Source organism: Desulfotomaculum sp. (genome assembly GCF_982386235.1).
Genome location: NZ_CEVWQM010000035.1, coordinates 1 through 25,892 on the forward strand (window position 1 = coordinate 1; position 25,892 = coordinate 25,892).

Genomic DNA, 25,892 nt, shown 5'->3' on the forward strand with positions numbered 1-25,892 from the left:
AAGGTGTGTAACCCTGCTATTATTCCTGGTACTACTTTCATTTTTTTCTTAAACCAGTTCTGTATTATTCTAACGGCTTCGTTCATAAACTCTTTTAACATTTTGCGGTATTTCTGAAATACAGCACGTAATCCTTCATCAATTGTAAAAATTATATGACGATGATTCACCTGAAGAACGTCCTCCGCCATCAAGCGGCTCCATTCTTCTGTTTCTCCGCTTGAGCAGGTTGTGCAAAATCTACCCTTACAACGATAAGGAACTATCTTAATATCATGGCATCCCTCACAAACAAAGAACTTAAACCCATGCTTGGGGTCCCCACACCCTCTAAATTTATCAATTTCTTTTATTACTACGGATCTTATACGATAACTGTATTTCTTTACAAATGCATCCCAATGTCCGTGGTGATCGAAAAATATCTGTTTTAATATATTTGTTTCCATATCCTAAGAGTAGCAAAAAATTGCAAGTAAAAGGACCCCTAAAACTTATACTTTCTGAATAAAATAAAAAAACCGCCTAGTGTTAGCGGTTCTCATTCATAAAAGGCGATGTTTCAAGGCTAACGCCACTACACCTGCTTCATCATGATCCTGCGCTTTAAAGGCTTCCCCAATAATACTTTACGCCTATTCCAGTTTTTCCCCTGAAAGAGGCGTTTAGGTAATCTATCAAATTTCCAGGTTGGTAAACCATTTACTTTCTCATGCAGCCCCTGGGAATCAAAACCCAACCTTGCTTCTAAAGTAATCTTGATTACATACCTTGCCTTTTGAATATAAAAAGAAAAAGGAATAACCTCAATTGAACGTTTCGGTCAATCTATCCGGCAATGGAGAAAGAGGCATCCCTTAATGATGATGTATATTAGAAGCGAGGTCTATCAGGACGACGGAAACAATCTCTTCATTGTCTCATTCGTATAGTTTGATTAACTGATACGGGCTGTTATTATTCAGTACCCAAAGCTCTAAAGTCATAAGGCACCACAATTTTCAAGTCCTTATGTGGAACAAATTTGAAGTCGGCAGGATTCCTGGTGTAGAGCGGAAGCTTATAGTGAATAGCCGTGGCCGCTATATAACAATCCTCCACATGATCCCGGCGGTACTCTGCCGATTGTCTGGACAGCTTAGCAGCTATCTCAGCAACCTCTGCATCCGTGTCCGGGATGTCGCAAAATCCAGGAATTAGTGTTTTGATCCGCTCTTCTTCCTGCAGAGAAATGTTAGGGTATTGGAGGAGTTCCTTTAAGATATGACAGGAAATAAAGGTAACAACATCTTCCGTGATTAGCATCGTTATCAATTTAACCGCATTTTCGTTATTATAAGCCTGTTCCAGGCTTTTTGGACGGGAGCGTCGATGCGCCCGGATCCAATCCACCAAAATTAATGTATCAAGAATAACTTGTTTCATTCTCTTACCTGTCAAAGAAAGATGTATCTTTATTTTCCCACATTCCCAGTAGGCCCATGGCTGCCTTCATGCGTCGCTTCATCCTAGCGGCCTTAATGGGTGATTTCACCCAAAGTTGGATACTTGGTCCCGCAGTTACTTTTACTTTATCCGAAACATCAGCGATTTCTGATGCATTATTATCCCGTATTCTAAATTTCTTAGCCATTAACACCAACCTCCTTATTTAGTTACCTTCCGCTAGATTTAAAGATGATATCATAGTTGTAATGGCAAATAACTAAATCTTCCTTTGTCAAGGTTTTTTCTCCTAGATCTATTATATCATACTGTGTTTCTTCGGTTATTTTTCTCTTCTGAAAAACATTTCACTCTAAATTGATTAAATATTGTGCATACACTAACCTATGCATACCCGTCCACCTGAACCCCTCTGGCATCTTCCAACTGTGCAGCCAATTTATCCAATTCCTCATATTCAATCTCCCGCTCCTGACCTGTCCGCTTATCCTTCAATACCACCTTAAGTCTCGGCGGTGGTTCTTTAATTACTATTTGAACGGGATAGTTCAAGGCATGGGCCAGGTGGTTGAGACGTTCAACAGCTCGGTTTAATTCTTTTCTTAGTTGGTTTTGGTCCCGCCCCTGGGCTTGCATAAGGGTTTCTGCTATTCCTGCCTTGGGCCTTACGGATGGGTCAAGGGAGCGCATCATGTCGCTCATGATGATGGATTGCAGACCACCGGCGCCTATTCTCATTTGGATCACCTCTATTCGACGGGTTTGTCGGTGCCAGACACACAAAAAACGCTTCTCCTGCGTGTCACTTGCTGCACCCGGAATAAAACAACGTTCAGGACGCTTTTTTGATGCAGTGCCTGAACGTTGTGGTTGGTTTATTTTAAGTAATTTAACAGTGAAGTCTTGAGCAGATCCGTGGCTGTCATTAGGGAAGCATTATGGACGAGCTGGTTCTGGGCTATTTCAACGGTTAATTTGGCTATGTCAACCCCTTGAAGCTCTACCAGAATGCCTTTCAATTTAATCTCCTGGTCGTCCAATTGATCCTGTACCGACTGGAGGTGGCGGGTACGGGCACCTACGCCCACCCGGTGCTTGAGTACATCATCATGGGCAATTTCCAGGTTCTTGATCGCGTCATCAAGTTGTTGCATGGGATTTGAGGTGCCGGACGACTTTTCAAAGACTCCCGTACGTTCCCCACCAAATAAAGCGTTATGTCCATTACCAGGCGGCGTACCGCTGGCTAATACTTTAAAATTAGTGACATTATTATTGGCTGTTAACCTGAGATGACCTTCACCATCATCGTCAACCGTGATCGCTAAATTATCAGGCTGCAAGGCATCATTCACGGCCTTCCGCAGGGCAACTTTAACCTCCTCCATTGTCTTAAACCCAGGGGAAAATGAACCCGCGAAAAGATCGTCTGTCAAATCAATTGTCTTTCTCACTTCCTTAGGAGGGTCATTCAAGACTACGTCAAAGATCAAATCATCCGCGGTTTTGAATTCTACTTTATTATCCTGATGATACTTACTGCCGGTAATGTAATTATACGTTACTCCTGCGGCACTCGGATTGGGCAATTTGCCAGGGATTCCCTTATGTACCCCGCCAGATACCCCACCAAATAAAACGTTATATCCGGTATTCGTACCATCGGCTGACACTGTAAAATTAGTGACATTCCCATTGGCTATTAATAGGATATTCCCTTTGCCATCATCGTCAACACTGATGCTAGACCCAAATTTATCCGTTAAGGCCTGCTGCATGACAGATTTGATATCATCAAATGACATAGTCACCGGTAGAGTGCCAGTGGGAAGATAGCCCTTCAAATCAATTTTCACAGGAGATCCATCCAAGGCCACTTCAAACTTCAATTCATCATCCGTGTTAAAGGTTTTACCTCCACTCATATCCGCACTGCCGGTAAGGTAACTACACGGCACTCCTGCAGCGCTATCCTGGACGTCACCATTTCTTAAAGCAGCTACTAAGTCTCCAAGCACCTTAAAGGGACCACCCAGGACCCTGGTCATTGGGTGCCCGGGGTTCAGTGGATCACTGATTTGGTTGGCAGGATTTGAGGGACTGGCCAATTTGCCAAAGACCCCGTCAACAACAGTCCGTTCACCGCCAAATAAAGTGGTATGCCCGGTACTACCGGCGCTGGCTAACACTCTAAAGTCGGCGGCATCATTGTTGGCTTTTAAGATGATATGACCTTTCGCATCATCATCAACAGCAATTGTTCCAGCCCCAAAAGCAGTATCTAAAGCCTGCTGCATGGCCTTTTTAATATCTTCAAACTTATTTAAACCCGGATGTAGGGGTGGCGTACAGGAACCTAAATCAATCTCCTGAACGTTATTCTCATCCAAGGCTACCCTAAACTTCAAATCCTTATCTGTGAGCAGTACGCCCTGACTTAGATCCACCGTGCTGGTAATGTAATTATCCGCTACCCCTGCAGCGACCACCTCGTAGCTATAGCCAAAGATAATTTCCCGGCTGACCAAATTGGTATCGCCTCGGTAGTAGACCTCACCACTGGCAGGATCACGGTAAAAGGGTGGCTGAGCATTTTTGCGACCAGAGAATAAATATTTCCCCCCCAGTGAACTATTGGCTAAGTCCACTAAGGCATCGATTTGCTTATCTATCTGTAAGGCAATCGCTTCCCTATCTTGCTGTGACTTCGTTCCGTTGGCAGCATCCAGGGCCAGTATTTTGGCATCCTGCAAGGCCTTGCCCAATGTATTCAGAGCAGAGTCACTTTGGTTGAGGTAGGCCAAACCATCCTCAATGTTGCGGCTATATTGTTCGTTTCTGGTCAGGGTGCCATTTACAGACATCAGATAGCTGATTTGAGCGGGGTCATCCGAGGGTCTGTTGATGGTCTTGCCAGTGGCAGCTTGCTCTTGATATTTAGCAGCCCTCTGTAAATTGTTTTGAATATAATTGCGTAGGTTGTTACCCAAAAGGCTGGTGGAAATTCGCAGCATTTCATCTCACCTCTCTAGCGGATACGATTGATCAAGTAATCCAGCATTTCATCCTGCATGGAGAGCATCCGGGCACAGGCTTGGTAGCCGTACTGGTACTGAATTACTTTGGTTAATTCTTCATCAAGGTTAACACCGGAGACAGACTGCCTCAGGGCCTCGATCTGTTGGCCAATGGCCTGCTGGTTTTCCAGCATATGGTCATGGTGCTTCGAACTGGCACCTACCTGGGCTACGAGTCCCTGAAAATAGTTTTCAAAGGTATCCCCCAGAACAGTTATGCTCTTTGGCCCACCAAGGAGAAATTCCAGCCCCTCTTTATTCGAACCAACACCATCTACTTTCAGGATGCCATCCCCTTTATTGAGAGTGAAAGCAAGATGCCCTAAGCCGTCATCGCCAACACTCACTTCACCCTTGCCAAATTTATGATCCAAGGCCTTTTGGATGGCTGCTTTTATTTCACCAAAGGTCCTATCTCCCAGGGCCAATTCCCCATCAAGATACAGGTCAATTTCCTGCTTATTGCCGTTGGGCAGCTCTACAGTAAACCTGGTTTGGGACAAATCCGTAAAGATTCTGCCATTTCTTAGATCTGCACTTCCTGTCAGGGTTCGAATAGGGGTATTGCCCAGTTGAGCCACGGACAGTGCATTTTCACCGATGATTACTTGAGGATTATTTTTTACCTCTTCACCGAGAGAAATATCGGCAGCTCCATTGCCTGTAAAAAAGCTGAATGGTTTGGTGAGTTCTGCCGGTCCGGGCAACCCGGACCTCTCATTCACTCTCTCAATAATAGACTTGGCTAACAAGTCCAACTGATTAATCACAGCAAGGTTCTCTAACCTTGCTGATTCCTGCGCCAAAATACTTCCTTTGCCGGCTCCTTCCGGGGCTTTGTTGAAGTATTCCGCCATGACGGTAAGGTTGGTAACGGCTTTGCCATTCACGGCCAGGTAGTTCTCATTACCATCCTTTCCGGCGTTGGTAATTAAGGATAGCTTGGAAGTGATCGCTTTGCCATTGGCATCACTCTTGACCAGCAAGCAAGGGGACTCAATAAATCGGACTTCGATCCCGCCATTGTCCTGCAGGTTCACCGTGATCTGTCCGAATGTTGCCAGTTCGTCAAGGAGCAGATCCCGTTGATCCATGAGATCGTTTGGTTGGCCTCCGTTACCCTTGACGTTAATGATTGTATTCGACAGATCTGCTATGCGGGAAGTAATAAGGTTAACCTGATCCACTTGATACTGCAGTGAACCGGGAACGGATTTGTCAATATTAGACAGTTGCGCGTGCATCTGTCTGAAGATGGTGGCCAACTCATCACCGGTCTCCTTGACGGCTTTCTTAACACCGGGGTCCTGGGGCGAATTATTTAAGTTTTGCCAATCGTTAAAGAACTCCAACAGGGTTTTCTGTAGGCCTCTGCCGTCCGGCTCCAGAAAAACGGCTTCTGTCTGTTTAGCCAGCTCTAGTTTTTTTGCCCAGTAGCCTCCAAAGCTATTTGAATCACGCATCTGTACATCCAGATAGTAATCACGGATACGTCTAACTTCTTTGACATCCGAACCGGTACCCAATTGGCCCGGTGTCATACTGGTTAGATAATCCGGGCGTGTAAAGGGGTCGGAGGGAGAAATTACTGCTTCCTGTCTGGAGTAGCCCGGAGTATTGGTGTTGCTAATATTGTGGCCGGTGACATCCATGGCTTTGCGGTAGACCTGGGTGCCACGTTTTGCAATTTCTAAGCCGAACCATGTGCTGGTCATTGTAAAACCACCTTTTTAACTCATTCGACGGTGCCAGACACCTGGCTAGTCTTTTTAGATCGTTTTATTTAAAATCGACGTTGCGGGAGTATTATCGGTAGTTTGACCGGTCGGGTTGTAGGTCGATTTTATTGGTTTTATTGTTTTTAACAGTACTTCGTTAAAATTCATAGCTTGTTTCGTAAGTATTGCATTTATTTCTACCAAATTCTGAATGATTGCTGTTATTTCCCTTAGGCTTTCGGCAGCTCTATTTAAATCCTGCACCAGGTGTTGCGGTGCATGGGCTATGGTCCTCGTTAAAGTCGTTCCCTTGGGTAGTTTTAACCCTTCTTCCAGGGCAGTTTGGAGTGTCTCCCTTTGAGCATCCAGGGTCTTGATCTGACGGGAAACCAACGCCAGTTCCTTGAGAATCTCCTTAATGGCGTCCAGATCATTGGCCCGGAGGGCTTGGTTGTGTTGCTCCGTTGCTTGGAGCATTTTATTTAGTTCTTCGTTTAGTTCTCTAAGAAGGTCTTTTAGGTTAAAAAATAAAGACTCCATCTGCACCATCCTTTAAATCTCTTTGTCCAGGAGCCTCTCTCGTAATATTCCATCTGCAATTTTATGGGCATCGGGCTTGTAGGTACCGGCCTGAATTTCATTTTTAAATTTATCAACCAAATCTTGCCGTACTTCTGGCAGCTCTTTGAGGGCATTTTCAATTTCTTTTTTGAATTTGGCCTCTTGGGAAAGCTGCACGGAATCACCTGCAGACGGATTTGCTTTATTGGTCTTGCTTTTATCCACTTTATTTTGCTGATAGGCCTTGAATATTTCACCAGTCGGTTTGAAACCGTTGATTTTCATAGCAATCACCCTGTTTCTTCCTCTAACTTATCTATTCTATATATTCGGCAGTTCAAGGCCTTAACTTTATATTAAATTTTAAAATTGTGCTTGAATTTCTTGGGCAATTTGTGGTAATGGAATCATTTTGAGGGCTGCCCCTAAATCCGCGGCGGCTTTGGGCATACCGTAGACCACGCAGGTGCTTTGATGTTCGGCAAGGGTGGGACCACCCTTTTCTTTGATGGCCAGCATACCCTGGGCACCGTCCCGGCCCATGCCTGTGAGCAATACACCCAGGGCGCGACAGCCATAAACCTCGGCGGCAGATTTCATGACCCAGTCCACCGAGGGGCGAAAGCCACCTGGTTTGAGGCCGGCACCAAAATTACTAAGGCTAATGGAAGCACCATTGCCCCTAGCGATAAAGTTTAAATCATAGCCCGCCGGTGCCACCAGTACCTGACCGGCTTTTATTAGATCGCCTTCTTCGGCATGGCGTACGGTAATTTCACTTTTCCTGTCCAAATGCTCCGCCATGGACTTGGAGAAACCCACCGGAATATGCTGCACGATGACCACCCCGGCGGGCAGCTGGGCGGGCAAGTAAGGGATGATCTGCTGCAGGGCTGCCGGTCCGCCGGTGGAGCAGCCAATGACCACCAGGTCGATCTGACCGCAGCGTAATTTACTGGGTGCCGGGGCAGCGGATCGCTGGGTAGGGGATGCAGTGGGCTTAGGTTTTGCCGGGGGAGTGGTTAGATTGGGCCGCACCCGGCGCAAGGATACTCTGGCTGCTACCTTTATTTTGGCTTTTAACTCCTCCACCATCTTAGGCAGTTCCGTTGAGTTAGTAGGTTTAGCAACAAAGTCCACCGCTCCGGCGGACAAGGCATCCATGGTGGCCCTGGCCCCTTCGTGGGTGTGGGCACTGAGCATGACCGTCGGTGTGGGACGCTCCAGCATCATGCGCCGTAAGGTGGCTATGCCGTCCAGCTTGGGCATTTCGACATCCAGGGTTACCACATCGGGCCGTAGGGATTTGATTTGCTGCAGGGCCTCCAGGCCATCGGCAGCACTGCCAATGACTTGGATTTCCTTGTCTTCCCCCAGCAAGCGGCTGATCAGCCGCCTCATTAAAGAGGAATCATCTACTACCAGGACTTTAACCGGCAGCATAGGCTACCTCCTCAGTTCCCAATGTTTTTACCAGACCCCGAACATCAACAATGAGGGCTACTTTGCCATCTCCCAGGATGCAGGCACCGGAAAGTCCTTGGATCTGACCCAGGTAGTCTCCCATGGACTTAATAACGATTTCCTGTTCTCCCAGAAGTTTATCCACCACCATGGCCACTCGCCGATCACCGGACCCTAGAATAACCACATACATCTTGTTGGATTCCTCGTAGTCGGCGGCATTAAAGAGCCTTCCCATCCGGGCCAGAGGCAGAATTTTATCCCGCACCACAATGACTTCGTTGTTGCCGATGCAACGAATTTCCTCTTCATTGATACGCATGGTTTCTGACACATTGGTTAAAGGAAAAGCATAAACCTGCTGACCCAAGGTTACCATCAGGGCACGAATAATCGCTAACGTCAAGGGTAAGCGAATGGTGGTGGTGGTACCGGCACCTAGCTTGGTATCCAACTCCACGATGCCGTTAATTTGCTCAATGGCCGTGTTGACCACATCCATGCCCACGCCACGGCCGGACAGGTCGCTAACTTCGTTATTTTTAGTGGAAAGGCCCGCTCTAAAGATTAGCTGCAAAGCCTCCCGGTCACTCATGCGCTCGGCGGTTTCCTCATCCACAAAGCCCATTTCCACTGCCTTGTTACGAATTTTGTTTACATCCATGCCCCGGCCATCGTCCTTGACCGTGATCACGATATGACTTTCTGCATAGGAAGCCTTTAGCAATAGGGTACCCATGGCTGGTTTCCCCGCAGCCTGCCTCTCTGCCGGGGATTCAATACCATGGTCAATGGAGTTGCGAATCAAGTGAATCAGAGGATCGCCAATGACCTCGATAACATTACGATCCAGTTCGGTTTCTTTGCCTTCCATGACAAAGTTGATTTCTTTGCCTAGCTTTTGGGCAGTATCCCTGACCATGCGGGGGAAGCGGTTGAATAACTGTTCCACCGGCAGCATGCGGGCCTTCATGATTTGTTCCTGTAAATCTCCGGTAACCTGGCCTAGATGATTCGAAATTTCGTTAATGACCTCCACCATTTCGTCAGAGCCAAAGCGTGACTCGAAAATCTCGGCAAAACGATTGAGGCGGGTACGATCAATAACCAGCTCACCCACCAGGTTCATTAAATTATCTAATTTGGTTACATCTACCCGAACTGTTTTTATGGCTTTAATGTGTTCCGGTTTTACTGCATTACTTTCCGGACTAGCCGGGTGGTTTGAAGTCAGTTTTTCCTTAATTTCTGCTTGCTCCACCTGGACTTCGACTTCGTTACTATTTAATACTACCGGCTCAATCTCCACTTGGCTTACTTCAGAAATGGTCATAACCAAATTTTTAATATGGTCTGCTTCTTCCTTGGCCACCAACAATACCTGGAAGCCAAGGTCATACTTACCCTCTTGAATATCTTCCGCAGAGGGTTCGCTTTTAATGATTTCCCCTTCTTGCTGTAGGGTCTCAAAGACAAGAAAGGCCCGGACGTTTTTCATTTGACAATCCCGGTCAATATCTACGGCAACCCGATAGCATTGAAAACCCCGAAGCTCTGCTTCACGAATTACATTCTCTTCCACATCCGTGATGGCCAGCCATTGTCTGTCTATGGCCGCAGGATCAGCGGTGACAGGCTGTACAGGTGCAGCTTCGGAGGTAGTATTGGGTACCGCAGCTTTGGCTGTGGTGCTGCTTACTTCAACAAAGACCTTTATTTTCTCAACCACGGCTGTGATGTCTGCCCCAGAACCATCCCCTGTGACCTCATCCCGCAAGACCTTGAGGGTATCCAGGGCTTCAAAGAGTACATTGACCATTTCAGAGGTAACATGAATTTCTCCATGGCGAATTTTATCAAAAAGATTTTCCATCTCGTGGGTTAGGCTGGTCATATTCTGATAGCCCATAATTCCTGATGAGCCCTTGATGGTGTGGGCAGCCCGAAAAATCTCTTGGATGATGTCTTGGTTGCTTTCATCTCGCTCCAGTGCCAGCAAACCATCATTGATAACTTGTATTTTTTCTTCCAGTTCATCGATAAATACACCGATTTCCAGATCTGAAAACACACCTACCCCCCCTATACCTAGCTTGCAGTAATATTTGCCTGCAGCAGCTGATCTTTTTCTTCCTCCATGAGGATTTTATTTTGATCTAACAGAATAACCAATCTCTCTTCTAAAATGGCAATACCCCTAATATATGCTGCTTCAATGCCATTCACCACTGGCGGCGGGGGTTCGATGCCGTTAATCGGTATGCGGAGTACCTCCTGTACTAAATCAACGATAACCCCGATGGTTTGGCCGGAAACTTCAACAATAATAATTCGACTGTTTTGGGTTTGCTCATTTTGACCCAACCCAAAGCGTTTGGCCAAATCAATCACTGGGATAATATGACCTCGTAGGTTGATCACTCCTTCAACAAAGTGAGGAGCCCGGGGGATTTTGGTGATGCTTTCCATGCGAATAATTTCAAAGACAGCATTAATATCCACGCCGTACACCTGGCCCATCAATTGAAAAACAACGGTCTGCTCTTCCTGGCTGATTTGGTTAAAATTAGTCATCTGGGATCACTCCTTATTTTGGCTGGCAGGAAGGATATTTTCTTCCTTGTTAGCCTCTGGTTCCACTTCCTGATACTTGGACCGAATCACAATAATATCTACTCGGCGGTTCTCTTGGCGGTGAGCGTCTGAATCATTGGGTTTCCTTGGCCTGTATTCGCCATAGCCACTGGCTGAAAGTCGTCCCGGCGGGATTTTACTATCATTAATCAGGCGATGCACTACACTGGCGGAGCGGGCTAGGGAAAGTTCCCAGTTGGATGGAAATTTACTGGTTCTAATGGGCAAATTATCCGTATGGCCCTCTACCCGAATGTAGTTTGTAGTTTGGTTGAGAATACCTCCCACCTTATCTACAATTTCTCTGGAGTTGTTGGTTATCTCCGCACTGCCTAAGGGAAACAACACAACGTCCTGAAAGCTAATGACCACTCCTCTTTCTTCAATGTCCACAGAAACTTTGCCAGCCAGGCCGTTTTCTTTAACATATTGGTCAATCTGCTGGCGAATTTTTTCCAATTGTTGTTGTTCTATTTCTTCAATGGCAGTGGACAATTCTTTATTTTCACTTACACCTGGCACCATGGACGGACCAGCGCTTTCCATAATACTGGAGCTGCCCCCCATGGTCTTGGCCAGGGAAGAGGCAATGGCATGGTACTTGTTGGCATCAATCTTACTGAGGGTGTACATAACTACAAAAAAGATTAACAGCAGGGTAATTAAATCTGCGTAAGTAATTAGCCATCTTTCACTCGTTTCCTTCTCCGATTCTTGTCGTCTTCTTTTCATTACTTATCACCTTCATCATCCTGGGCTCGCTTGCTTTCTCCTGGTTTGATAAAGGCATTGAGCCTTTCGCGGATAATGGTGGGGTTGTAGCCGGCCTGAAGGGCTAGGATGCCCTCAATCACCATTTCCCGTAAAACCAGTTCCTTTTTGCTCAGGTTCTTTAGCTTGCCACCAATGGGCAGCCAAAAGACGTTGGCCGCTCCAACCCCATAAAGGGTGGCAATGAAGGCCATGGCAATGGCCGGACCCAAACTGTCGGGATCCGACAGGTTTCCTAAGACGTGGACCAAACCCATAACTGTACCAATAATACCCATGGTAGGGGAATAGCCACCGGCCGCTTCAAAGATATGAACACCTACTTGATCTCTATCGTAGGATGAATAAATCTCTGTTTCTAAAATGCTGCGTACCATTTCCGGGTCTGTGCCGTCCACCACCAATTGCATCGCTTTACGAAGGAACGGGTCGTCAATGGTATCCAACTGGCTATCGAGGTACAGAAGTCCTTCTCGGCGAGCCTTTTCTGATAGCTCTATAATTAGGTTAATGGTTTCGGAAAAGTCCGGTACTTTTTTAGTCATGGCTGTTTTAATTAATGTGGGCACTGAAAATACTTCTTTGGTTGAAAAGGCAACCACCGTTGCACCAATGGTTCCACCCACCACAATAATAAAAGCGGCGGGGGCTAACAAAGCACCAACATGCCCCCCTTCTAAAAGGAAGCCTGAAATCAGGCAGACGGTGGCAAATATTATCCCCGCAGGGGCCATTATTTCCAACAAATTCACATCCCTATGTAATTATCTAAATTTACGACTAAACCATGGTAAAATCCTGCATTAAATAGTTAGTTAAGAAATTTGTAGTATATTTTTAGTGAAAAAGCAAATCGCTAATCGGCTCCCAGGCCGTTAACGGCACCATCAAAGAATAAAATCTGCGTGCTTCATACACAACCATTGCTCATGGCCCATGACCGTTGTTTTCAGGGTATAAAACTTGAATTCCTCCTTTGTTAGTATAATATAATAATATAAAACTCCGGACACAATTGACAAGGAAAGAGATGGTATAATGAGAATTTATCTGGTACCCACCGTAAGGAATCTAGAAAAGGATCTCCTCCTTAATAAATCGGTTGTTATGTTTGATATCTTAAGAGCTAGCAGCACAATTTCGACAGCCTTAGCCAATGGCTGCCGAAAAGTCATTCCTGTGGCAGAGGTGGCAGAGGCCTTTGAAGCAGCCCGCCAATTACCTGAGAATACTTTTGTTCTAGGTGGCGAAAGGGGTGCCGTAAAGCTACCTGGTTTTCACCTGGGCAATTCACCCCTGGAGTATCAGACGGAAGTTGTCAAGCAGAAAACGGTTATCTTAACCACCACCAACGGCACCCAAACAATTTGCAGGTCTGCCGAGGGCAGTGGTACCGTGCTTATTGGCAGTTTGCTCAATGCTTCGGCTGTGGCTCACAGTCTGTTAGCCCGGCAACAGGATGTGGTATTGGTCTGTGCCGGCACCAGGGGGAAATTTTCTTTAGAGGATACCTTGGCAGCCGGCCTGGTGATACGGGAAATTGCCAAGGTGGTAGGGACAGAAAAGTCCTTTAATAACAGCAAAGCGGCCTCTCACGAGGAAGTATATTTAGATGAGGTTCCCCTGCTGAACAAGGACTCACTGGTGCTGGAAGACGCTGCCGTGGCCGCCCTACGGCTGGCAGAGTACTATGGTAATCAGACACTGCATGCTCTATATGATTCCTTACACGGGCAAAAACTGGCTCAAATGGGTCTGGCGGCGGACCTTGCTTACTGCGCCCAGATTGATTTATTTGATGTGGTACCGGAGTATAACGAAGGGGAGATTCGATTATCGAAAGCCTTTTGCCCTTAGCTCTATCTACTCTGAAAAAATTACCAGCCATTCGACGGTGCCAGACACTTAGGTTATTGGAAGGCGAATCGCTAAAGACGAATGGCTACACGGCATTGAATATTCTTCAATAATTCGCTATTATATAAACAAGGCTCAGTATTTTGGGGCAGGCTTCGGTACAACCGTAAGCCTGTTTTTATTGGCAAACTCGGGCTGACACCATACCCTAAAGGGCACTTAAAGACTCTCGGGCCCTTTAAGGTATGGCGCCAGCCAAGTTTTCCTAAGCTATGAATGAGGTGATTACCTTGAAAACTTGGTATGTTGAAGATGCTGGCGGGGGCTGCCAGGCCTTTGGTGAAGTGGTTGTATTGGTATGTGAGGAAACGGGGGAAATTTTTTCCGCCAGGGTTCCTGTTACCTGGACCAATAAGATGGGCTGGGAGGAACTGGTCTGCAATCTCATGCGGGAATTGATGGAACAGGCTGGGGCCACGAAAGAGGATGAATACTTGGTCTGCTCCGGCAATATTTTCCACACCTATCACAAGTGGTTAACCGAGCAGGAATATAACTGGCAAACTCACAAAATGGATGGACTGGCCCACCATGCTGCGGAAAATGAATTTCACCGGATGGTGGTTGAAACTGGTTTTCCGATGGATATTAAGCTGGCAGACCGGGACTACCGTACTTATTATAGTGCCATCGAAAAATGGGTTTCCAGTAGCCCTGAGAGGAAAAAAAAGTACTGGAAGGATCGGGAAGTTCGTAAAAAACCCGCCGTACCCAGGTATGTATTAAAGAGCACCATGAACCGGGCACGTACCTGTCAGCACTGCAATAAGACCATCCCTCCCTTTAGCCCAACGGTTGAATTAAAGCATCGGATAGATGGACGCAAAATACGCTACTTCTACCATCCGGACTGTAGTCCCGTGGAACCGCTGAAATCTCAACTGAATCAATTGGAGGTATCTTGGCGAGGTGGCAAACTAACCGGCGTGATGGTTCCCTGTCCAGAAGCTGTTCACTGCAGCATCTGTGGAAAACCGGTGGAACCAGGTCAACGCACCTTTTATGCCTATGAGAATGAACAGTTAGTCTGCTGTCACCCTGCCTGTTTTGACACACCTTGTTCGAATGGCGAGGGCTGTTAAAAAGGCCGTGGACCATAAGCTATTCGTCATTAGCAGTTAGCCATTGGCAAAAAGCTAACGACGAATAGCTAAAAGCACGAAACGACACTGCCTCCGGTGTCGTTTCGTGCTTTTAATGGTAGGTTATATTTTGGGCTTTGGTTCCCTCTAAGATTAACTTTAATTTTGCTAATTCCTCGATGTCCTGGTTGACCTCCACCAACTCTTTTACATGGTTGTAAAGCTTTACCAGCCCACCGGAAACGTTCCGAACCAGTAAAGCGAAGGGCTTGTATTCTTCGCTAAAAATTATAGAGGCCCCTTCTGCCAGTTCGTTAACATCCCCTAAAATAACCAGGTTGCCCTTTTCGGCAATGAGGTTGATAAACTCCCACATCTCCGTTGTAAAGGCAAGGATCAGGCCTTCACCCTGATCCCAGTTAATTTCCAGGACCACTAGGTATTCCGCGGTGTTGGTCACCATCAGGTCCCAGGAGAACCAATAATCAATTTCTTCTCCGCCGTGAAACCTCTCAAACAATTCTGCCATATCCTCCTTTAATGAAGGGACGATGACAACCACCGCTATTTCAGATTCCCCGATAAACTCGGGGAATATCACTTGTTTCAGCAAACCGATCTCCCCTTTTAGGCATAGCTACTTTTATCAACATACAAGACAAACACACAAGACATATATACCACAATCCTATTGTATTGTATAGGAAATATAACAAAAAAATTGGCCATCAGACGTTAGCTCAAGATTCAACGGTGCCAGGCACCTGGGTTACCGTTCTACAAGGGGGTCAGACCCCTTAGCAGCATAAGGCTGATGGCTATCGATTCTTTCTTTGCAGCTTTTTTACCACCGGCACATCGGCTGCGGTAAAGGGGTAGTTGTCCATTTCCTCCGGGGTGACCCAGTGAAAATCCTGACAGTCCTTGGTGGTTGGCTTTTGTCCAAGGTAGCGGCAAAGGTAACATAATAGCAAAATATGTCTTTCCCCATAGCAGTGGGAAATCACTTCAAAAATATCCCCAACCTCTATTTCCATATCGAGTTCTTCTATAATCTCCCTGCGAAGGCCTTCCTTAGGATCTTCAGCATAGTTTAGTTTACCGCCGGGAAATTCCCATTGCAGCCCATGATCGGCATTGCTTTTTCGTTGGGTAATTAAGATTTTATCTTCTCGCTGAATAATGGCGGCTGTGACAACAAGGGTATGCATGACTTCTCCTCTGATTCATTTTACTTTCTATCTTATTTTATCACTTTTGATTTATCTTACCCCAATCCATTATTATTGGTACCAGTGTTTTGCTATGGCAGAGGCTAAAATTGCTAAAGCACCTGGATCATTGAAATAGGCTAAGTGCCCCTTTACCGGGTTGTATTTCTCCAGTTCCCATTGAACATTGCTGTCAGCCCCACAGGTGCAATAACCTACCAAATGGGGACAGGCCACATCCATTCGGCCAGCTAGGTTGGTCCAATGGGCTTCCGTGGGGCGTTGGGACAAAACAGCCCTACTGGCCAGCCACTTGTGGAACCAAAAGATCGGGCTTCCCAGGGTTATAAAGTGCTTTACCTGGTAAACTAGCTCGGGTCTTTGTTGTAAAGCACAGAAGGAAACCATGGACCCTAAACTATAAGCAACCAAAGTAACCGGCGCACTCACCTTTTGCAATGTATGATAAAAGCGACTATTTACCCTCTGATAGGTCTGGTCATCCAACATATAGGAAAAAATATCACCAAAATTATCTGCCACTAGATTGACTATCGTCTCCAGTGGCCCTCGCCCCAGGAACGGATCGATGTAATCTACTCGAAGCAACTTCTCATGTAGATTCTGTTGTAACTGCTCCATTACGCCCCTTTTAAAAATGGCAGAAAACTTCTGCCAACCCTCTCTAGGCTGCGGCACTAAATCGTAATAATATATACCATTAAAACTTAACTGGTCTGGGTCAAGGCCTTTTTTGAATAAGTATGGTTGCAGGTTTTTTTCCCAGGACCGCCAATACTCCCGGTTGTGGTTATGGCCCATGCCGTGGATAAAAAGAATAGTACCCATGCTTCACACCTACTTTCTGTGCTAATCATAGGTTATGTTTTTTCTTTCTATAAGTGACCTTTTGTTGGATCTCTATGATCCATGGGCTTCCCCGGGATTTACATGTTTCGTTTTTAGCAGGCTAATTCTTCTGATAAACCAATCTTGTTTAGCACAAAAAGTAAACAGCTTGAGAAACACTTCCGACGACCAACCAATGGTCAAACAAAAGGCCAGGGTCCCTGCCCCCACCGGGCCACCCAGAAAATAACCGATCGTAACAGCAGCTATTTCTATAATGGTACGAACCACACCAATTCGCCAGCCTGTTAATTTGTAAAGACCCATCATTAAACTATCCCTGGGTCCTGTGCCCATGTTTGCGGTCATATAGACTCCCGTCCCCAAGCCACAGCCCAAAATCCCTATAAGCAAATAAAGGGAGCGAACCAAATAAGCATCCTGGGGCGGCACCCAGCCTGCAGCCATAATCAGGTCAGTAAAAATACCGACAAATATCATATTTAAGATGGTAGCTTGACTTGGTTTAACACCCAGGGGTATGGAACCCACAACGCAAACCAAACCAGTACCAATCATGATCTGCCCAAAGGTAAAGGGCAGGTAATTCGTTAGTCCAAGATGAAGTACATCCCAGGGACTTACGCCCAGTCTTGCCTCTACCAAAAAGTTAATGGCAAAGCCAAAAATAAAAAGGCCTAGCATTAACCAGGACAATCGTAGTAAGTGGAATATAACTCTTTTCATTTTATGATTCCTCACTTAACAGTTAGCTGTTCGTTTTTGGCGACCTTGAAAAATGGCCATCAGCCTTCCGCCTTAAGATTTTTTTGCTGTCCTCAGGATGACACAGGTTTTTTATCTTCTGCTGGTGCCTCTGGCGGAATGGAAGTCTTTTAGCTTATTGCCTTTAATATCGAATGGTTTAATTAAATTCTAGTACCTAGGTGACAAAAAGTAAATAGAAAACGGCCTGTCCCAAGGCCGTTTTCTATTTATCCTCTAAAACACCGATTAAATCCTCCCATTGATGCAGCAAGTGATCCGGTTCAAACCGCAGGAGTTTAGATGCCTCTGCCATCCCCCAACTGACACCGATGGCAGTTACCCCGGCAGCTTTGGCGGACATAAGGTCAAAGGGACTGTCTCCGATGTAGGCAGCACCTGCCTGGGGGACTTGCATTTGCTGCAGAGCCGTTAGGATGGGGTCTGGTTGTGGTTTATGTCGGGTCACATCATCCGCACCTATCAATACTTCTATATATCGGTCAAAACCTAAAAAACGGGTACTGCGCAGAGCCACATGATTGGATTTGGAGGTGACAACGCCCATTCTCACACCCCTTTGACGCAGGTTTTCCAGCATGGACAAAGTACCAGGGTAGGCTTTGGTCTTGGCATCATGTTCAATGGCATAATGCTGCTGGTATAAACGAAAGAAATCTCTGTGCCTTTCCTCCCCGGCAAACTTCTTGCCAATTTCAACCAGCGGTAAACCAATACATTTCATAACTTCGCCGTTGTACCAGGGTATCTCCATTTCCTGAAAAACCTTTTCATAGGTGCTTTGAATCAAAGGCAGTGAGTCAATTAATGTACCGTCTAAATCGAATAGTATTGTTTTGATTTTCATTTGTGACGCCTCCCTTTCGTATCATGTGTATTGTACTACGAATAAGAGACAAAAAGAAAGCTGTCAGCCTTCCGTCATCAGCAGCTTTAAAGGCCCTGGAAGATAGGCACAATATTTTTTCTAAAGTTATCATTACACCGATAAGCTCATGTATGATCTTCCCTTTTCTGGATATAATAACTCCGGATAGGGGGTGAGCTAAATGCCAAGTATCAAATGCAATGTAACCGAGTGTGCCTATAACTCCAATGTTATGTGTGATGCTCCAATGATTCAAGTAAACCATAGCGGTAGCGAGCAGCCCAGCACCTCTGAAGAAACACAATGTGATACCTTCAAACCTAGATAGTAAATTGGTAAATTTTTATACCGCACAAAGCCAGTCAATTTTTTGACTGGCTTTAATTTTTTGGAACCATTTAACATTTGATGCAATACTATATAGCAAGCTTAATATAGGAGGTTTGATATACAATGGCTGACAATTTAGAGGTCCAAGAGATGCAGATGCTGAGTCATCATATGCCTACGCCGATGGCTCCAACTTTTATGCAGCGTCTTTGCCAGTTGCTTAATCAGCGTGTTAATGTTTTCCTGAATTGCGAAGGAGCCTCTGCTCCTTTAACCGGCACTTTGCATGCCGTGGGTCAGGATTACATTGAGCTAACTAGCGGTACCAACGCTCAAACCCAAGTAACCCTGGTTCCCTTATGGAATATTTGCTCTGTCAATGCTGCCGGCGCAATGAATGATGTATGCCCACCACCCACAACCCCCTGGCCTACACAACCACCTATCTGTCCACCTACCTGTCCACCTGGACCAAAGCCTGGTTGCCCGATGCCGCCCGGTCCGGGACATTGCCCCTCTGGCATGGTCGGTGGTATGCCCGGCATGATGCCTGGAATGCCCGGAATGCCTGGAATGCCTGGAATGCCTGGTTTTATGGATGTTAAGAAGGAAGAAGAAGAAGAAAAATAAGTACCCATATGAAAACCAGCCGTCTAGGAACGGCTGGTTTTTGAGTTTATTCTACTTTTTCAAATTCTTCCCTGCCCACACCACAAACGGGGCAGGCCTCTGGAGGTTCACTACCTTCATGGGTATATTCACAAACCTTGCATCGCCAGGTAGTAACATTCTTTACTCTATCGCCCTTAGACGGTTGATTTTTTAATTGATGATATTGGGCATAGGTCATGGGTTCCCCGTTATCTCTTGCACGGCCACAAAGAACTTCTCCCACAAACAAAGTATGGGTGCCTAAATCGATACTCCCCACCACTTTACATTCCAAACTGGCCAGGCAATCATTTATCCGAGGTAACCCTTCACTGCCCAGCTCATAGTCCACTTCCGCAAACTTGTCCACTTCCCTCCCTGAGCGAAAGCCAAAGTTTTTGACTAAGGGCATCCCATCCTGTCTTAAAATGTTTACAGAAAAGACGCCGCTTTCTGAAATGTATTCATGTGTAAGGTTATTTTTGTTAATACCCACAGCTATTTGCACCGGGTCAGAGGTAATCTGAAACACCGTGTTGGCGCATTGGCCGTTTAGTTTATCTCCCTTGCGGGATGAAACAATGTAAAGTCCGTAAGAAATAGCCCTCAGTGCTTTATTAACATCAGCCAGACAGTCATTAGCCGACTCTTTTTCCTCTGTTTTTTCAAAAAGAGATGCATCTACCCCGCAAATGGGACATGACTCAGGTGGTTCTTTTCCTTCACTGATATAGCCGCATACTGTACAACGCCATTTGCTCATTTGTTCACCCTCCATTCTTATTTATTCCCATCCTACCATGAACTATGAACAAATCTATGGCAGCAGTATTAAAAAAACCTTACAAAAAGGAACCCCCTAAAAAACATTACTATGAAAACCTTTTCTTTTTCCAGCGGCGGTACAGGCAACGATAAAAACCAGAAGTTTCCAGAGAGCATCCCACCATGGCTTTTAATATCTGCCAACATCATGGTATAATTTACTTTACCCTATGGTAAATAGTGGAACTACAAAAGATCAAGGCTCATGGCCGCTATCTTTTAGGATAGTATTGTTAACAACATAAAGTCTATTAGAAATGAGGACACCAAATGAATCAAGCTGCTAATTTAAAGGAAATTACCATGTACACGGACGGTGCCTGTTCGGGCAACCCAGGTCCCGGTGGCTATGGTGTGGTCATGCTTTACAAAGGGCATCGTAAGGAATTGTCCGCCGGTTATCGGAATACCACCAACAACCGCATGGAAATGTTGGCTGTTATCATTGGCTTGGAAACACTAAAGGAAAAATGTAACGTCACCCTTTATACCGACTCACAGTATGTTGTCAATGCCATTGAAAAGGGTTGGGCTAAAAAGTGGCGGGCCAACGGTTGGATGCGCAATAAAAAAGAACCTGCCCTCAATGCGGATTTATGGGAAAGAATGCTGGGGCTCTGCAATTTCCATCAAGTTAAATTCATCTGGGTCAAGGGACATGCGGGGAATCCCGAAAATGAGCGCTGCGATCAATTGGCTGTGGAAGCTTCTAAACAGCCAAACCTCCCTGAGGACGTAAGATAAGACCATAAAAAATACGGTTGAAAATATAAGTAACCGGCATAAAATAATACAAACTCTTAGTGAGCATGGAATGGAGGATTCGTAATGAATAGCAATATTAAAAACCGGGATGAAATAGAAGAACAGTTTAAATGGGACTTACGTGTCATGTACAAAAGTACAGAGGAAGTTAAACAAGATCTGCTTAAAATCAAAACGCAGCTCGAACAGTTTAAACAGTATCAAGGCAAGCTTACTAACAAGGAAACCATTTGGGAGGCATTGGTATTACTGGATCAGCTGGATCAAGTAATGGAAAAAAGCTATTCCTACTCCCATATGAAATTGGACGAGGATAATGCCAACACCCAGTCCCTGGCCCTTTTTGATCAGGTAAAAAGCCTCTATGTACTCTATCGTGAAACCACCAGCTTCTTTGTGCCAGAACTGATGAAACTTGATTTGCAACAGCTCAATCGTTTTGCCGAAGATGACCGTTTTACCGATTACCGTCATTTCATTAAAGAAATTGGCAGAAACAAAGAACATATTCTATCCGATACCGAGGAAAAACTGCTTTCCTCCTTTGGCGAAATCGCCGGAGCACCGAAAAGTATTTTTCAGACCTTAAACAATGCCGATCTTAAATTTGGTCAGGTGAAAAATGAAAATAATGAGTCGGTTGAGCTAACCCATGGCCGTTATTTAAGTTTAATCCAAAGCAATAATCGAGATGTGCGTAAATCGGCTTACAACGAATTGTATCGGGTTTACAGATCCTTTAAAAATACCATTGCCCAAACCTTTATTAATTCTGTCAAGAAGGATTGCCTCTATGCCCGTCTGCGTAAATACAATAGTGCCCTGGAAGCCAGCACCTTCGCAGATAATGTTGATGTTTCGGTTTGCAACAACCTGATTGACTCTATTCGCAATAATGTCTCGCTGCTCCATCAATATATTGAATTCCGTAAAGAGGTAATGCAGCTCCCGGAACTAGCCATGTACGATCTATATGTGCCCCTGGTAACAGAACATAATAAAAAATACTCTTACGAAGAAGCAGTCGACATGATCCTCAAGGGTATGCATAAGTTAGGGCAGCAATATGTCTCCGACCTAAGTCAAGGTCTAGCGGAGGGATGGGTGGATGTTTATGAAAACAAAGGGAAAACTTCAGGGGCCTACTCCACCGGAGCCTATGGTTACCATCCTTATATTCTTTTAAATTATAACGGCACCATCAATGATGTGTTCACCTTGGCCCATGAGGCTGGTCACGCCATGCATACCTTCTATTCCCATAAAAACCAGCCCTATCGCAACGCCAGCTACACCATTTTCGTAGCTGAAGTGGCTTCGACCCTGAATGAAAACCTGTTAATGAAATATCTTCTGGGTGAAACCAAGGATAAAAAGGAAAAGCTATTCCTTCTCAATTATAATTTAGAGCAGGTACGCACCACGGTATTCCGCCAAACCATGTTTGCCGAATTTGAAAAGATTACCCACGACAAGGTGGAGCAAGGGGAAAGTCTAACCCCGGAAAGTCTGTGCGAAATCTACTATGATTTAAACAAATTCTACTATCAAGGTGTGCAAATGGATGACGAAATAGCCATGGAATGGGCACGTATCCCTCATTTTTACAATGCCTTTTATGTCTATAAGTACGCCACTGGTTTCAGCGCGGCTGTAGCCCTGGCCAACGGCATCCTACAGGGCGGCCAGGTCGAATTGCAAAAATACCTTGATTTCCTGGCCAGCGGCGGCAAGGATTATCCCATTGCGTTACTTAAAAGGGCCGGTGTAGATATGGCCACCCCTGAACCAGTGGAAGCTTGCTTGCAATCCTTTGCCGAAAATATCAAACTGGCTTCTGCGTTAATCTAGTGCAGCTATTCCAGGATAATAGGATCCCAAAATAAGAGTCGGCCGCAATGGCTGCAGTTAATTACGTCCCTTTCATATTTTAGCTCCTTGATTTTCTCGATGGAAATACCCAAATGGCAACCGGAGCAAGCACTCCTGGTTACTCGTCCCACTGGATCAGGATATTTTGTTTTTAACTGCTGGTATTGTTGATATAAATCTTTATCCAAACTGACAATTAATTCTTCCATTTTGCGGGCCGTCGCAGCGGCCTGCTCTTTTATTTCTTCTTTTTCCTTGACATACTGCCCATGCAATTCCCTATATTTTGCTGTTAACACATCTAAGGCGGCCTTTTCCTTTTGCCATTCCTGTTTTATATCTTCCTTCAGCTGCATTTTTTCCAGTTCCAAATCCTCCAATTGCTGAATATCCTGCTGCAGCCTTCGCACCATTTGTTGACTGCCTTCTATTTCCTTGAGATGCAGGGAACCATCATAGATTTTGGCACTGATTTGCTCACTTTTTGCTTGAAGTACTTGGTTCTTTTGAGACAATTCAAGATTTTGTTCCTTGGCCTTCTGGTGGTTGACCTTTAATTTTTTAAGGGTGTCTTGGCCTAATTCAATTTCTTTTTTTAACTGCCTCAGCTGCTGCACCCTTTGATCACCCGATTGTTTAGCAGCAATACCTTTCTGGTATTTTTCCAGCAGTTGTAACTCCCATAGTTTACTAAGTTGTGTCATAAAAGATCCCCCTTTAACGATTATAAGAAAAATAAAAGGATAAGGGACATAAGCCCCCTACCCTATAACACCATAAACGGGTCAGATTGACGTTTGGTAAGCATAACTTCGACGGCCAGATTTTTCTCGCCTGTTACTTGAACCAGTTTTTTTTGCAGTTCGGGCAAAATAATATGTTCGGTGGCAAAATGACCCGCATCAATAAAGCTCAGCCCCGCTGCCAGCATATCCTGGGCAGTATGATACTTGATATCGCCCGTAATATAGACCTCTGCCCCCTTGGCAGCAGCTAAGGGCCATAATTCTGCTCCGGAGCCACCACAGACAGCTACTTTATTCACGTTCTGCCACAGGCTGCCCCCCACCTTAACCGAAGCCAAGCCCAGGGCTTCTTTTACTGTAATAATAAAATCAGCAAAGACTTTAGCCTCCATTAATTGGCCCATTCTGCCTAAGCCAACGGTGGTGGGCTGATTTTCCAGGGGATACAGGTCATAGGCCACCTCCTCATAGGGGTGTGCCTGTAGCATGGACTTGACCACCTTTTTAACCTTACTATTGGCTACAATGGTTTCTAAACGTATTTCTTCCACCTGTTCCAATTGTCCCTGCTCTCCAATAAAGGGGTTGCTCCCTGTCAGCGGTCGGAAGGTGCCGGTGCCCCGGACACCAAAGGTACAGTCACTGTAGTTGCCGATCCAGCCGGCACCAGCCTGGGAAATGGCCTGGTGCACAGCCGTTATCTCTTGTATCGGTACAAAAACGACTAATTTATAATATTTTTCTCCCTTGGCAGGATGTAATATTTCAATATTTTGCAGCCCCAACTGCCGGGCCAACTGCTGGTTGACACCACCTGCAGCACTATCCAGATTGGTATGGGCAGCATAAACTCCAATATTATTCGTAATTAACTGGGAAATCATTGCCCCCCTGGGTTGATCCAGGCGAATGCTTTTGATGCCTTTCATAAACAGCGGATGGTGAGAGATAATCAGGTCTACTTCTTTTTCCACCGCTTCCTGTACAACAACAGCATCCACATCCAGGGCCAGCAGTACTTTGCTTACCTCCGCCCTCGGGTCACCCACCTGCCAACCACTATTATCCCATTCCTCGGCCAGGTGGCCAGGGGCGATGTTCTCTATGATGGATACGATATCTTTGGCTGTTGCCACTGTAAACACCTCCGATTAGCTGTTAGCTTTCCAACTTTCCAACTAATTCCCTAAGCTGCTCAATCTTTTTCTCAATGAATACGGCCTTGGTTTGGGCTGTGGGACGGGAGCTTTTTTGTAGGCCGTCTAAGACTCGCTGGTATTTTTCTTCTAATTTATGTATATATCGCTTTAAAAGTGGGTGCTTCTTTTCTACCAGCCTTGGACCCACCTCTAAAAGGATCGGGTCACCTACATCCTCCTGACCCCTTTCTGCCACAAGTACCGGATATAGTCGGTCATCCTCCACCAGCATTTCTTCATCCTTGAGTATCCAACCATGCTGCAGCAAATATTCCCGTAGGTCTCTCTCATCCGCCATGGGCTGTAGTATTAACCGGGACACCTGGGCAGCAACCTGCGGTGAGGCTGCTACGATATCCCTTATGGTGCCGCCACCCATGCCAGCAATGACAATAACATCTGCCTCACCCGGCTCTAGTACCTGTAACCCATTGCCCAAGCGAAGGTCAATATTATCTTGGACACCCCTTTGTTGTACATTGGAGCGGGCAGCCTCCAAGGGACCCCTATTAATGTCCGCAGCAATCACTCTGGGACAGATATCCTGAAGCACCAAATAAACCGGCAAATAACCATGATCGGTACCAATATCAGCAACAACACTTCCCTGCGGTACATATTGTGCCAGGCATTTAAGTCTTTTGCTTAAATTAATCAATGTATCTTTCCTCATACTAGTTATTTCTCTGACTAAAGGGGTAAATCCTTTATTACTAATGAGTATACCCTAAAATAGTAAAAAAAAGGTACTGGCGAGGCCAGTACCTTTTGGATTAACGCTTAAGCGGAACGATAAAGCTTGGTTAGAACGAATTCTTTATGACCCAGGGTCTCGGCGTTCGTGTTACGTCCGTTCAGGGTGCGAATCATCATTTCCATTAACTTATCTGCAGCACCGTCCAGATCCATTTCACCGCGCAGGATACCAGTAAGTTCTACGTCAATGTGCTCAGACATGGTTTCTACGGTGATGGGGTTGGCAGATACCTTAATTACAGGAACGATGGGGTTACCTACAATGTTGCCCTGGCCGGTTGGGAAGAAGTGCAGTACGGAACCAGCGGCAGCCATCAGGGTTACACACTCAGCAGCAGCTGAGGAAGTATCCATGAAATGCAGA

At 45.6% G+C, this 25,892-nt stretch carries 28 protein-coding genes and 1 pseudogene; 6 read left to right on the forward strand and 23 right to left on the reverse strand.

Annotated elements, in window-relative coordinates; genetic code table 11:
• The 13 genes from AC1U9Z_RS16205 to AC1U9Z_RS16265 all read right to left on the reverse strand — a co-directional run.
• The coding region (locus AC1U9Z_RS16205) for a transposase zinc-binding domain-containing protein (RefSeq protein WP_479958350.1) at positions 1 to 449 on the reverse strand (449 nt) is incomplete at its 3' end.
• A 508-nt stretch (positions 450 to 957) separates the two neighbouring features.
• Positions 958 to 1,425, reverse strand: a complete 468-nt coding sequence (locus AC1U9Z_RS16210) for a type II toxin-antitoxin system VapC family toxin (RefSeq protein WP_479958351.1) — start codon at positions 1,423 to 1,425, stop codon at positions 958 to 960.
• A 4-nt stretch (positions 1,426 to 1,429) separates the two neighbouring features.
• Positions 1,430 to 1,633: a hypothetical protein gene (locus AC1U9Z_RS16215; RefSeq protein WP_479958352.1), complete on the reverse strand. Its 204-nt coding sequence runs from the start codon at positions 1,631 to 1,633 to the stop codon at positions 1,430 to 1,432.
• Between the two features lie 197 nt (positions 1,634 to 1,830).
• Positions 1,831 to 2,184 carry a flagellar protein FlaG gene (locus tag AC1U9Z_RS16220; protein WP_479958353.1) on the reverse strand — a complete coding sequence of 118 codons (354 nt, stop codon included), beginning with the start codon at positions 2,182 to 2,184 and terminating at the stop codon, positions 1,831 to 1,833.
• A 137-nt stretch (positions 2,185 to 2,321) separates the two neighbouring features.
• On the reverse strand, positions 2,322 to 4,460 hold the full coding sequence (gene flgL, locus AC1U9Z_RS16225; RefSeq protein ID WP_479958354.1) for a flagellar hook-associated protein FlgL: 2,139 nt from the start codon (positions 4,458 to 4,460) through the stop codon (positions 2,322 to 2,324).
• Positions 4,461 to 4,474: 14 nt separating this feature from the next.
• The gene (gene flgK, locus AC1U9Z_RS16230) at positions 4,475 to 6,238 is read right to left on the reverse strand and encodes a flagellar hook-associated protein FlgK (RefSeq protein WP_479958355.1); all 1,764 of its coding nucleotides are present in this window, start codon (positions 6,236 to 6,238) and stop codon (positions 4,475 to 4,477) included.
• Between the two features lie 54 nt (positions 6,239 to 6,292).
• Entirely contained in the window at positions 6,293 to 6,781 is a 489-nt protein-coding gene (locus AC1U9Z_RS16235; protein ID WP_479958356.1) for a flagellar protein FlgN, read from the reverse strand.
• A 12-nt stretch (positions 6,782 to 6,793) separates the two neighbouring features.
• A complete protein-coding gene (gene flgM, locus AC1U9Z_RS16240) occupies positions 6,794 to 7,087 on the reverse strand; it encodes a flagellar biosynthesis anti-sigma factor FlgM (RefSeq protein ID WP_333529922.1) in 294 nt (97 codons plus the stop codon).
• 78 nt (positions 7,088 to 7,165) lie between these two features.
• The gene (locus tag AC1U9Z_RS16245; RefSeq protein ID WP_479958357.1) at positions 7,166 to 8,245 is read right to left on the reverse strand and encodes a protein-glutamate methylesterase/protein-glutamine glutaminase; all 1,080 of its coding nucleotides are present in this window, start codon (positions 8,243 to 8,245) and stop codon (positions 7,166 to 7,168) included.
• The gene (locus tag AC1U9Z_RS16250; RefSeq protein ID WP_479958358.1) at positions 8,232 to 10,337 is read right to left on the reverse strand and encodes a chemotaxis protein CheW; all 2,106 of its coding nucleotides are present in this window, start codon (positions 10,335 to 10,337) and stop codon (positions 8,232 to 8,234) included. Before AC1U9Z_RS16250 ends, AC1U9Z_RS16245 begins: the two co-directional genes overlap by 14 nt.
• A gap of 17 nt (positions 10,338 to 10,354) precedes the next feature.
• Positions 10,355 to 10,840: a chemotaxis protein CheW gene (locus tag AC1U9Z_RS16255; protein ID WP_333529925.1), complete on the reverse strand. Its 486-nt coding sequence runs from the start codon at positions 10,838 to 10,840 to the stop codon at positions 10,355 to 10,357.
• A gap of 6 nt (positions 10,841 to 10,846) precedes the next feature.
• Positions 10,847 to 11,632 carry a flagellar motor protein MotB gene (locus AC1U9Z_RS16260; RefSeq protein WP_479958359.1) on the reverse strand — a complete coding sequence of 262 codons (786 nt, stop codon included), beginning with the start codon at positions 11,630 to 11,632 and terminating at the stop codon, positions 10,847 to 10,849.
• A complete protein-coding gene (locus AC1U9Z_RS16265; protein WP_333529927.1) occupies positions 11,632 to 12,414 on the reverse strand; it encodes a flagellar motor protein in 783 nt (260 codons plus the stop codon). The genes AC1U9Z_RS16260 and AC1U9Z_RS16265 overlap by 1 nt, the downstream gene beginning before the upstream one ends.
• A 295-nt stretch (positions 12,415 to 12,709) precedes the next feature.
• On the opposite strand from AC1U9Z_RS16265, the gene AC1U9Z_RS16270 reads away from it, so the two are divergent.
• Positions 12,710 to 13,528, forward strand: coding sequence for a 2-phosphosulfolactate phosphatase (locus AC1U9Z_RS16270; RefSeq protein ID WP_333529928.1), 819 nt, complete (start codon positions 12,710 to 12,712; stop codon positions 13,526 to 13,528).
• A gap of 281 nt (positions 13,529 to 13,809) precedes the next feature.
• Positions 13,810 to 14,670: a hypothetical protein gene (locus AC1U9Z_RS16275; RefSeq protein ID WP_479958363.1), complete on the forward strand. Its 861-nt coding sequence runs from the start codon at positions 13,810 to 13,812 to the stop codon at positions 14,668 to 14,670.
• A 112-nt stretch (positions 14,671 to 14,782) separates the two neighbouring features.
• Here AC1U9Z_RS16275 and AC1U9Z_RS16280 read toward each other — a convergent pair whose 3' ends face one another.
• From AC1U9Z_RS16280 to AC1U9Z_RS16300, 5 genes are all read right to left on the reverse strand, one after another.
• On the reverse strand, positions 14,783 to 15,283 hold the full coding sequence (locus tag AC1U9Z_RS16280; RefSeq protein ID WP_479958360.1) for a hypothetical protein: 501 nt from the start codon (positions 15,281 to 15,283) through the stop codon (positions 14,783 to 14,785).
• A gap of 205 nt (positions 15,284 to 15,488) precedes the next feature.
• Positions 15,489 to 15,881, reverse strand: a complete 393-nt coding sequence (locus AC1U9Z_RS16285) for a (deoxy)nucleoside triphosphate pyrophosphohydrolase (RefSeq protein WP_333529930.1) — start codon at positions 15,879 to 15,881, stop codon at positions 15,489 to 15,491.
• Positions 15,882 to 15,953: 72 nt separating this feature from the next.
• Positions 15,954 to 16,730 carry a hypothetical protein gene (locus tag AC1U9Z_RS16290; protein WP_333529931.1) on the reverse strand — a complete coding sequence of 259 codons (777 nt, stop codon included), beginning with the start codon at positions 16,728 to 16,730 and terminating at the stop codon, positions 15,954 to 15,956.
• Positions 16,731 to 16,802: 72 nt separating this feature from the next.
• The gene (locus tag AC1U9Z_RS16295) at positions 16,803 to 17,477 is read right to left on the reverse strand and encodes a YczE/YyaS/YitT family protein (RefSeq protein ID WP_333529932.1); all 675 of its coding nucleotides are present in this window, start codon (positions 17,475 to 17,477) and stop codon (positions 16,803 to 16,805) included.
• A gap of 244 nt (positions 17,478 to 17,721) precedes the next feature.
• Positions 17,722 to 18,363: an HAD-IA family hydrolase gene (locus AC1U9Z_RS16300; RefSeq protein ID WP_333529933.1), complete on the reverse strand. Its 642-nt coding sequence runs from the start codon at positions 18,361 to 18,363 to the stop codon at positions 17,722 to 17,724.
• A gap of 202 nt (positions 18,364 to 18,565) precedes the next feature.
• On the opposite strand from AC1U9Z_RS16300, the gene AC1U9Z_RS16305 reads away from it, so the two are divergent.
• Positions 18,566 to 18,712 carry a DUF1540 domain-containing protein gene (locus AC1U9Z_RS16305; RefSeq protein WP_333529934.1) on the forward strand — a complete coding sequence of 49 codons (147 nt, stop codon included), beginning with the start codon at positions 18,566 to 18,568 and terminating at the stop codon, positions 18,710 to 18,712.
• A gap of 125 nt (positions 18,713 to 18,837) precedes the next feature.
• Positions 18,838 to 19,344, forward strand: coding sequence for a hypothetical protein (locus AC1U9Z_RS16310; RefSeq protein ID WP_333529935.1), 507 nt, complete (start codon positions 18,838 to 18,840; stop codon positions 19,342 to 19,344).
• Positions 19,345 to 19,390: 46 nt separating this feature from the next.
• On the opposite strand, the gene AC1U9Z_RS16315 is transcribed toward AC1U9Z_RS16310, so the two are convergent.
• The gene (locus AC1U9Z_RS16315) at positions 19,391 to 20,128 is read right to left on the reverse strand and encodes a flavin reductase (protein ID WP_333529936.1); all 738 of its coding nucleotides are present in this window, start codon (positions 20,126 to 20,128) and stop codon (positions 19,391 to 19,393) included.
• A gap of 332 nt (positions 20,129 to 20,460) precedes the next feature.
• Here AC1U9Z_RS16315 and rnhA point away from each other — a divergent pair, with 332 nt between their 5' ends.
• Entirely contained in the window at positions 20,461 to 20,934 is a 474-nt protein-coding gene (gene rnhA / locus AC1U9Z_RS16320; protein WP_333529937.1) for a ribonuclease HI, read from the forward strand.
• An 84-nt stretch (positions 20,935 to 21,018) separates the two neighbouring features.
• Positions 21,019 to 22,806, forward strand: coding sequence for an oligoendopeptidase F (gene pepF, locus AC1U9Z_RS16325; RefSeq protein ID WP_333529938.1), 1,788 nt, complete (start codon positions 21,019 to 21,021; stop codon positions 22,804 to 22,806).
• Between the two features lie 5 nt (positions 22,807 to 22,811).
• Here the strand turns inward: pepF and AC1U9Z_RS16330 are convergent, their stop codons facing one another.
• From AC1U9Z_RS16330 to AC1U9Z_RS16345, 4 genes and pseudogenes are all read right to left on the reverse strand, one after another.
• Positions 22,812 to 23,531 (reverse strand): zinc ribbon domain-containing protein, encoded by a 720-nt coding sequence (locus tag AC1U9Z_RS16330; RefSeq protein WP_479958361.1) that lies wholly within the window; start codon positions 23,529 to 23,531, stop codon positions 22,812 to 22,814.
• A 62-nt stretch (positions 23,532 to 23,593) separates the two neighbouring features.
• Positions 23,594 to 24,709 carry a Nif3-like dinuclear metal center hexameric protein gene (locus AC1U9Z_RS16335; RefSeq protein ID WP_333529940.1) on the reverse strand — a complete coding sequence of 372 codons (1,116 nt, stop codon included), beginning with the start codon at positions 24,707 to 24,709 and terminating at the stop codon, positions 23,594 to 23,596.
• Between the two features lie 22 nt (positions 24,710 to 24,731).
• Positions 24,732 to 25,430, reverse strand: a complete 699-nt coding sequence (locus AC1U9Z_RS16340; RefSeq protein ID WP_479958362.1) for a tRNA (adenine(22)-N(1))-methyltransferase — start codon at positions 25,428 to 25,430, stop codon at positions 24,732 to 24,734.
• A 122-nt stretch (positions 25,431 to 25,552) separates the two neighbouring features.
• Positions 25,553 to 25,892, reverse strand: a pseudogene (locus tag AC1U9Z_RS16345) (D-galactarate dehydratase); the annotation flags it as partial.

Bases quoted from the DNA above. Each gene is read 5' to 3' on its own strand.
- AC1U9Z_RS16215 (WP_479958352.1), bottom strand. From the start codon at position 1,633: ATGGCTAAGAAATTTAGAATACGGGATAATAATGCATCAGAAATCGCT.
- AC1U9Z_RS16300 (WP_333529933.1), bottom strand. From the start codon at position 18,363: ATGAAAATCAAAACAATACTATTCGATTTAGACGGTACATTAATTGAC.
- AC1U9Z_RS16270 (WP_333529928.1), top strand. From the start codon at position 12,710: ATGAGAATTTATCTGGTACCCACCGTAAGGAATCTAGAAAAGGATCTC.
- rnhA (WP_333529937.1), top strand. From the start codon at position 20,461: ATGAATCAAGCTGCTAATTTAAAGGAAATTACCATGTACACGGACGGT.
- AC1U9Z_RS16330 (WP_479958361.1), bottom strand. From the start codon at position 23,531: ATGACACAACTTAGTAAACTATGGGAGTTACAACTGCTGGAAAAATAC.
- AC1U9Z_RS16290 (WP_333529931.1), bottom strand. From the start codon at position 16,730: ATGGGTACTATTCTTTTTATCCACGGCATGGGCCATAACCACAACCGG.
- AC1U9Z_RS16245 (WP_479958357.1), bottom strand. From the start codon at position 8,245: ATGCTGCCGGTTAAAGTCCTGGTAGTAGATGATTCCTCTTTAATGAGG.
- flgM (WP_333529922.1), bottom strand. From the start codon at position 7,087: ATGAAAATCAACGGTTTCAAACCGACTGGTGAAATATTCAAGGCCTAT.
- flgL (WP_479958354.1), bottom strand. From the start codon at position 4,460: ATGCTGCGAATTTCCACCAGCCTTTTGGGTAACAACCTACGCAATTAT.
- AC1U9Z_RS16220 (WP_479958353.1), bottom strand. From the start codon at position 2,184: ATGAGAATAGGCGCCGGTGGTCTGCAATCCATCATCATGAGCGACATG.
- AC1U9Z_RS16260 (WP_479958359.1), bottom strand. From the start codon at position 11,632: ATGAAAAGAAGACGACAAGAATCGGAGAAGGAAACGAGTGAAAGATGG.
- pepF (WP_333529938.1), top strand. From the start codon at position 21,019: ATGAATAGCAATATTAAAAACCGGGATGAAATAGAAGAACAGTTTAAA.
- AC1U9Z_RS16305 (WP_333529934.1), top strand. From the start codon at position 18,566: ATGCCAAGTATCAAATGCAATGTAACCGAGTGTGCCTATAACTCCAAT.
- AC1U9Z_RS16310 (WP_333529935.1), top strand. From the start codon at position 18,838: ATGGCTGACAATTTAGAGGTCCAAGAGATGCAGATGCTGAGTCATCAT.
- AC1U9Z_RS16285 (WP_333529930.1), bottom strand. From the start codon at position 15,881: ATGCATACCCTTGTTGTCACAGCCGCCATTATTCAGCGAGAAGATAAA.
- AC1U9Z_RS16210 (WP_479958351.1), bottom strand. From the start codon at position 1,425: ATGAAACAAGTTATTCTTGATACATTAATTTTGGTGGATTGGATCCGG.
- AC1U9Z_RS16295 (WP_333529932.1), bottom strand. From the start codon at position 17,477: ATGAAAAGAGTTATATTCCACTTACTACGATTGTCCTGGTTAATGCTA.
- AC1U9Z_RS16255 (WP_333529925.1), bottom strand. From the start codon at position 10,840: ATGACTAATTTTAACCAAATCAGCCAGGAAGAGCAGACCGTTGTTTTT.
- flgK (WP_479958355.1), bottom strand. From the start codon at position 6,238: ATGACCAGCACATGGTTCGGCTTAGAAATTGCAAAACGTGGCACCCAG.
- AC1U9Z_RS16235 (WP_479958356.1), bottom strand. From the start codon at position 6,781: ATGGAGTCTTTATTTTTTAACCTAAAAGACCTTCTTAGAGAACTAAAC.
- AC1U9Z_RS16315 (WP_333529936.1), bottom strand. From the start codon at position 20,128: ATGAGCAAATGGCGTTGTACAGTATGCGGCTATATCAGTGAAGGAAAA.